Consider the following 5948-nt stretch of genomic DNA (forward strand, 5'->3'; position numbering starts at 1 on the left):
ATCAGGCCCTTTGCGAACTCATTGAGTTCGTCGAGGCTGCCCTTCACGTCCTTGCGGGTGCCGGTCACCAGTTCCTCGAGCTCGATGCCCCAGTGGTCGCCGAGGTCAGGCCATTGCGGGTCCTGCCAGAAGTTCACGGCCGTGACCTTTGCGGTGTCGGCGAGCGCCTTGCCGAGATCGGCGCCATACCTCTTGGCAAAGCCGTCGCTGGTCATGATGCTGGTGCGGTTGAGCTCGCTGAACTGGTCGGCGTCCAGCCGCCGCTGCTCGTTTTCTTTCGACGTCACCCAGCCGATGAACAACCCGGCGCAAGCCTTCGCTTCCTCGGTCTTGTTCGCCTTGGCGCCGATGGCGAGGCCGTGCCCATAGCCACCGCCGGTCAGCGGCGCGGGTGGCGGCAGATAGCCGACCTTGCCGACCACCTTGGACACTTTCGGATCGAGCGCGAGGCCGACCAGCGGCGTCGACTCGACCAGCATCGCGACCTGGCCGGACAGGAACGCACCGACCGACTCGTCCCAACTGCCGGTCCGCGTGCCCGGTGCGGAGTACTTGAACAGGTCGAGATAGGTATTGGTCGCCTTGACCGCGGCGTCGCTGTCGAACACCGGCGTATTGCCTTCGAACCAGTTGCCGCCGAAGCCGCGGAAATACGGCATCCAGCGCCAGACGTTGGCGCCAGATCCACGCTGGCCGCGCAACGCGACGCCGTAGACGCCGTGCTCGGGATCGTGCAGCTTCTTCACCGCGGCGATGAATTCGTCGAGCGTCTTCGGCGGCTGAACGCCCGCCTTCTCCAGTAGATCTTTGCGGTAGACCAGCAGATCGCCGCCTCCGGTGAGCGGGGCGAACCACTGCTTGCCGTCAAAGGTCGCGACCTTCTGACGACCTGGATCGAAATCGGCATAGTCATATTGCTTCGGATAGTAGTCGAGCAGCGGAACGATCCATTTCGACGACGCGAACAGCGCCACATTGGCTTCGTCGATGTAGTAGACGTTGTACTTGCCGACGGTGGAGGCGTCCGCCTTGGTCTTGGCGCGGCGGTCGTTCTCGTTCAGATAGTCAATGTCGAAGGTGGCGCCGCCGCTGAGCTTCTCGAACTCGCTCTTGTACTTTTCGGCCAAGGTCAGGCCGTCGCGGGACTGCGCCAGCACCTTGATCGAGCCGCTGCAGCTTTGCGCAAAGGCGGACCCGGCGAGAACAGTCGATAACAGGATGCTGCCCAGAACCACCGACAGCCGATTGTGAATTGCCATGCTTCCCTCCCTGGATAACAAAGGCATTGCCTGAACCGCGGCGCTCGGACCTTCATTCGGGGGTCCCGATGTGCGTGAGCCATTCGGATGCGCCGCTGATCGAAAAATACGAGCGGGCCGATCGCTTCCTAGTGGCAGCCATGCGCAAAACCTGTACTTTTTTGCAACCGACCGAAACGGTCCCGCGCCCCAGCCGTCGCGCGCCTTACCGTGGCCGACGCTCGATCCCGAGCCTCTTGCGTGCGCTACACCGCCAGCCGTGATCGGGTGCGACGACGGGCCAGATCGCGATAACGCGACGGCGTCATGCCGCGGCGTTCCTTGAACTTGCGATTGAAGTTCGAGATGTTCGAATAGCCGACCTCGAAGCAGATGTCGGTGATGGCCGTGGTCGTATCCGACAGCAGCTTGCAGGCTTCGGCGACGCGCAGGATCGTGACGTGATCGCTGAAGGTGTTGCCGGTGTTCTTCTTGAAGAACCTGGAGAACGCCGTTTCGCTCATGTCGAACATCGAAGCGACGTCGCCAAGCGCGATGTCACGATTGAAGTTCTGGTGAATGAAGCCCAGCGCGCGCTGGATCGTGGCCAGCGCGCTGAGATCGAGATTGGGCGTGAAGGTTTCCGACGACAGAACCTCGTAGTCCTCGGATACGCTCAGCAGGTGCAGCAGGCGAAGAAAATGCGAAAGCCGCGCCAGTGCGCTCATCCGTCCCATCTCCTCCAGCATGGCGGCGGCGGTGCGCTGGGTCTCGCCATGGAAGGACAGCCCGCGCAGTCCGCGCTTCAGGAACGCCTCAACTTGCGACAGCTCGGGCAGAACTGACGCCGCGCTTCTGATCCGCTCGGGATCGAACTGCAGCACGATATCGCGCTGTAATATCCGGGTGCCCGGCGTGACGACGGTGACCCAGTCATGCGGCAGGCCGCTCCCGACCACGGTGAGGTGGCCGGGTCCGAAATGGCCGATATGGTCGCCGACCAGCGCGACACCCGATGCATTGCGAATCAGATGGATCTCATATTCCGGATGATAGTTCCAGACATTGCGCTCCCAGGGATAGTCGTCGCACCGCCACAGGAAGGATTCCGACGGCTCGACCATGATGTGCTCGAACACCGGCGTCTTGGTCGCGAGCTTGGACAGCGAGGCCAGTTTGGTCATGCGGCATTGCGCTTCTGTTGGATGTTTAGGCGACACGGTTCAGTGCTTCACGGCGGTCCCAAGTTCGCCATCAGGTCCCAAAGTCGGCTTCAATGGACCGCCGTCGGGCGCAAAGGCCTCGACCTTGTCGGAGATAACGAACGACATCAGGTCGCGCCCAACCACCAGCGGCCCTTGATAGGTCGTGCGCGTGCGTGCGACCAGCGCGTCCTCCGGCACGTCCTGCACCGGCTTCACCGTCGCGAACACGATGTGCGAATAGACCGCGAGCTTGGGCCTGGCTTGCGCAAAGATCTTGCCCGCCTCCTCCGGCGCGGTGTGATGATCCTCGATGGCGCGATAGTTCGGATAGTCCTTGAGCAGCTTGGGATCGATCACCGCGACCTCGTGGATCAGGAGATCGGCGCCCTCGGCCGCCTTCTCCACCCGCGCATCCGGCTTGGTGTCGCCCGACAGCACCACCTTCTTGCCGTCGAACTCGACCACGTAGCCGAGCGCCGGCTTGATCTTCTCGCCGTGATTGACCTCGATCGCGGTGACCTTGACGCCGTTGCGCTCATAGACCACGCCCGGCCCGATATCGGTGGCGGCAAAAGCGATGCCGGCCGGCGGATAGCCCTCGTCGTCGATCCGGATCCGGATATCCTCCGAGAACGCCTTGGTCAGGTTTTCGGTCATCGCCACCGTCCCTGTCGGGCCAAAGATCACCATCGGCGTCTTGCGCGAGCCATAGGGCGTGCCGAGCCAGCCGGTCAGCCACATGTCGGGCAGCCCGACCACATGGTCGGAATGCAGATGGGTGATGAAGTGCGCCGTGATCGAGCCGAGCGGGATCTTGCGCTGAAACAGGCGGATGGTGGAGCCGCGGCCGAGATCGAAGATCAGCCGCTCCTCGCCTGCTTCGATCAGGGTCGAGGCGCTGAAGCTCGACAGCCGCGGCGTCGGCGTCCCCGTTCCGAGCAGGGTCACCTTCATTTCGGCCGCCTCAGCGGACCACGACCACAGGGTGGCCACAAAGAGAAGCATCAAACTGGGTCTCAAGCGCATCGGACGTTTCCCGAGCAATCCCCGACATATCGCCGGTGTTGTTGATGCGCTGAGCCTATGTGACCTGAACTCACATGCCAACAGAGCGTGTCGCGCGGGCATCGTACCCGTGAAAACCGGGCGGCCGCGGCGAAAGCTAACGCTGCATTAACCCTGCTGGCCGTAGGGTCGTTCGATCCTGCGGAGCCCGCTTCGAGTGGCGAATATGGCGTTGCCGAACAAAAAACTGTCTCTTCCGGCAGCCGAGGAGCGCCGCCGCTTTCAGCGCGTCAGGGTCCACCTGCTCGGTCGTTACATGCTGCCCGACCGCCGCGAGTTTCCCTGCCAGGTGATCAATATGTCGCCCGGCGGGCTCGCTTTGCTCGCGCCCGGCATCGGCGCCGTCGGCGACCGCGTCATCGCCTATCTCGACCATATCGGCCGCGTCGAGGGCAAGATCACCCGCATTATCGACAACGGTTTTGCGATGACGATCGGCGCGACAGCGCGCAAGCGCGACAAGCTCGCCGCCCAGCTCACCTGGCTCGCCAACCGCGACATCCTCAACCTGCCGGAAGATCGCCGTCACGACCGTATCATCCCGCGCAACCCGATTGCCGTGCTGACGCTCGAGGACGGCACCAAGATGACCTGCCGCATCATCGATCTGTCGCTGTCGGGCGCCGCGATCGCAGCCGAGACCCGGCCGCAAATGAAATCGCAGGTCATGCTCGGCCGAGTGGCTGCGCGCGTGGTGCGCAATCTCGAGGACGGCGTCGCGATCGAGTTCATGCATCCGCAGCTCGCGGATACGCTCGAAGAGAGCGTTAGCGCACGGTAAAGCCGCGCGCCCCCCATTTCCCGTATATCCCCGGATCGAACGGCGTCGCCCTTCGCAGCGCCCGTCACGGCATCCCGCGCCCACGCCCCCACCAGCACGGTTAATCCGCCCGCCCGTGCACGCGCGTAAGCGCTGCGATTTCAGCCCTTCGCGACTTAATGCATCGCATTTGAATCAATTGCAGATGTCTCGCATTTTAAGCGAATTCGATTCAAGCTTATCTCTACTTAGTCCTTGTTTTTACTCGCATTTGTCTCGACTTTGCGCTGAGCACTTAGCGGCCGGGCAAAAGCTTTATGCGACACATGGTCCCAACAAAAAACGGGGGCCACGATGTTCAAACGGACGGGACAGAGCAGCAAAGGATTGGCGATCATCGCCTTGCTGATCGGAATGGGGACTGCAGCACATGCCGCCGACGAGCGCGCGACGTATGCAAGCCTTGGCGACACGACGAGGGCGCCGATTGGATGGATCGAGTTCTGCGCCGACAATCCCACGGAGTGCCGCAACGGCGCTTCGCAGCCTCGCGACATCGTGCTGTCGCAGACCGCCTGGCGCGACCTCTCCAAGGTGAACCGGTGGGTCAACGAAAACGTCAAGCCGATGACCGACCAGGATCATTGGGGCGTGGTCGAGAAATGGTCGCTGCCGACGGATGGCTACGGCGACTGCGAAGATTACGTGCTGCTGAAGCGCAAGCTGCTGATCGATGCCGGCTGGCCGCGGGAAGCGCTGCTGATCACGGTGGTGCGCGACCGCCGGGGTGAAGGCCACGCGGTGCTGACCGTGAAGACCGACAAGGGCGAGTACGTTCTCGACAATCAGAACGAGAATGTCGTCGCCTGGACCGAGACCGGCTACCGCTTCGTCAAGCGGCAGTCGCAGAGCGACCCGAACGTGTGGGTTTCGCTCGGCGACAGCCACCCGGCCGTGTCCACGGCGAGCGCGAAGTAGCACTGAAGCCAACACAGAATTGAGTTCCGCGACCCGGTCACATCCCCACCCCTCCCCGTCCCAGACCGGTTCGCGCGCGGCCAGGCTCCCCCAAGCCTGGCCGCAACTTTTTTCGGCCTTGCTTTCGAGGTATGACGCGAAATCGTCCGGCGGCTGAGTGGCCGGCCTTGAATTTCATCGCCTCATACGTCTTAGGTTGTTGGCATGTTCATATTGCGATGCGCCGTGCTGCTCGCCGCAGCGCTCACTTTGTCGAACTGCTGCCTGTCGTCGAGTGGCTGCAGCAGCGGGCCGGTTGCGCTGACCGCGGCCCCCGCCCCTGGCGCACCGGGGCCGGTCGCGGCTGCCCCCGCCTGGGATGGGCTCAACGATCAATCTGCAGCGGATGACGACGCCACAGTCGACGTGACGCCACCGAAGAAGGCAAGTCGGCGCAGCAAGGCGGCCAGCGTCGATGCCATGTCGTCCCGATCCACCACCGCTTCGCGCGGAAAAGTGGACTGGGCCGAGGAGCAGGCGGTCAATCAGGCCGAAGATGCGCGGCTGAAGCAGAAGCTGATCATCTGCAAGGACTGCTCGGCGTCCCAGTGAGTTCATCTGCCCGGCACTTCCGCGTTCGGACGCCCTGCCTCTCCGGGCTGTCAGCGAACACAATGCTGCAGTGCGATAGCTGCCGCCGCCACAGCTTTGGCTGCTTGACCT

Annotated in this window: 6 protein-coding genes; 3 read left to right on the top strand and 3 right to left on the bottom strand. The window is 63.0% G+C overall.

The window, feature by feature from the left end; genetic code table 11:
• The 3 genes from WA702_RS07960 to WA702_RS07970 form a co-directional block, all read right to left on the bottom strand.
• Window positions 1–1259 (bottom strand): ABC transporter substrate-binding protein (locus WA702_RS07960; protein WP_425109981.1); only part of this gene is annotated, 1259 nt, incomplete at its 3' end.
• A gap of 245 nt (window positions 1260–1504) precedes the next feature.
• A complete protein-coding gene (locus tag WA702_RS07965) occupies window positions 1505–2422 on the bottom strand; it encodes an AraC family transcriptional regulator (protein ID WP_425109982.1) in 918 nt (305 codons plus the stop codon).
• A 39-nt stretch (window positions 2423–2461) separates the two neighbouring features.
• Complete coding sequence (locus WA702_RS07970) at window positions 2462–3448, bottom strand: MBL fold metallo-hydrolase (RefSeq protein ID WP_425109983.1); 987 nt, start codon at window positions 3446–3448, stop codon at window positions 2462–2464.
• 226 nt (window positions 3449–3674) lie between these two features.
• On the opposite strand from WA702_RS07970, the gene WA702_RS07975 reads away from it, so the two are divergent.
• The 3 genes from WA702_RS07975 (at window position 3675) to WA702_RS07985 (ending at window position 5837) form a co-directional block, all read left to right on the top strand.
• Window positions 3675–4289 carry a PilZ domain-containing protein gene (locus WA702_RS07975; protein ID WP_425109986.1) on the top strand — a complete coding sequence of 205 codons (615 nt, stop codon included), beginning with the start codon at window positions 3675–3677 and terminating at the stop codon, window positions 4287–4289.
• Window positions 4290–4622: 333 nt separating this feature from the next.
• Complete coding sequence (locus WA702_RS07980) at window positions 4623–5246, top strand: transglutaminase-like cysteine peptidase (RefSeq protein ID WP_425109984.1); 624 nt, start codon at window positions 4623–4625, stop codon at window positions 5244–5246.
• A 225-nt stretch (window positions 5247–5471) separates the two neighbouring features.
• Window positions 5472–5837, top strand: a complete 366-nt coding sequence (locus WA702_RS07985) for a hypothetical protein (protein ID WP_425109985.1) — start codon at window positions 5472–5474, stop codon at window positions 5835–5837.
• Window positions 5838–5948 lie beyond the last annotated feature (111 nt).

It is taken from the genome of Bradyrhizobium sp. (genome assembly GCF_049798375.1).
Taxonomy (GTDB): Bacteria; Pseudomonadota; Alphaproteobacteria; order Rhizobiales; family Xanthobacteraceae; genus Bradyrhizobium.

Excerpts from the sequence above, each read along its gene's own strand:
- WA702_RS07970 (WP_425109983.1), bottom strand. The coding sequence starts at position 3,448 with ATGCTTCTCTTTGTGGCCACCCTGTGGTCGTGGTCCGCTGAGGCGGCC.
- WA702_RS07975 (WP_425109986.1), top strand. The coding sequence starts at position 3,675 with ATGGCGTTGCCGAACAAAAAACTGTCTCTTCCGGCAGCCGAGGAGCGC.
- WA702_RS07980 (WP_425109984.1), top strand. The coding sequence starts at position 4,623 with ATGTTCAAACGGACGGGACAGAGCAGCAAAGGATTGGCGATCATCGCC.
- WA702_RS07965 (WP_425109982.1), bottom strand. The coding sequence starts at position 2,422 with ATGACCAAACTGGCCTCGCTGTCCAAGCTCGCGACCAAGACGCCGGTG.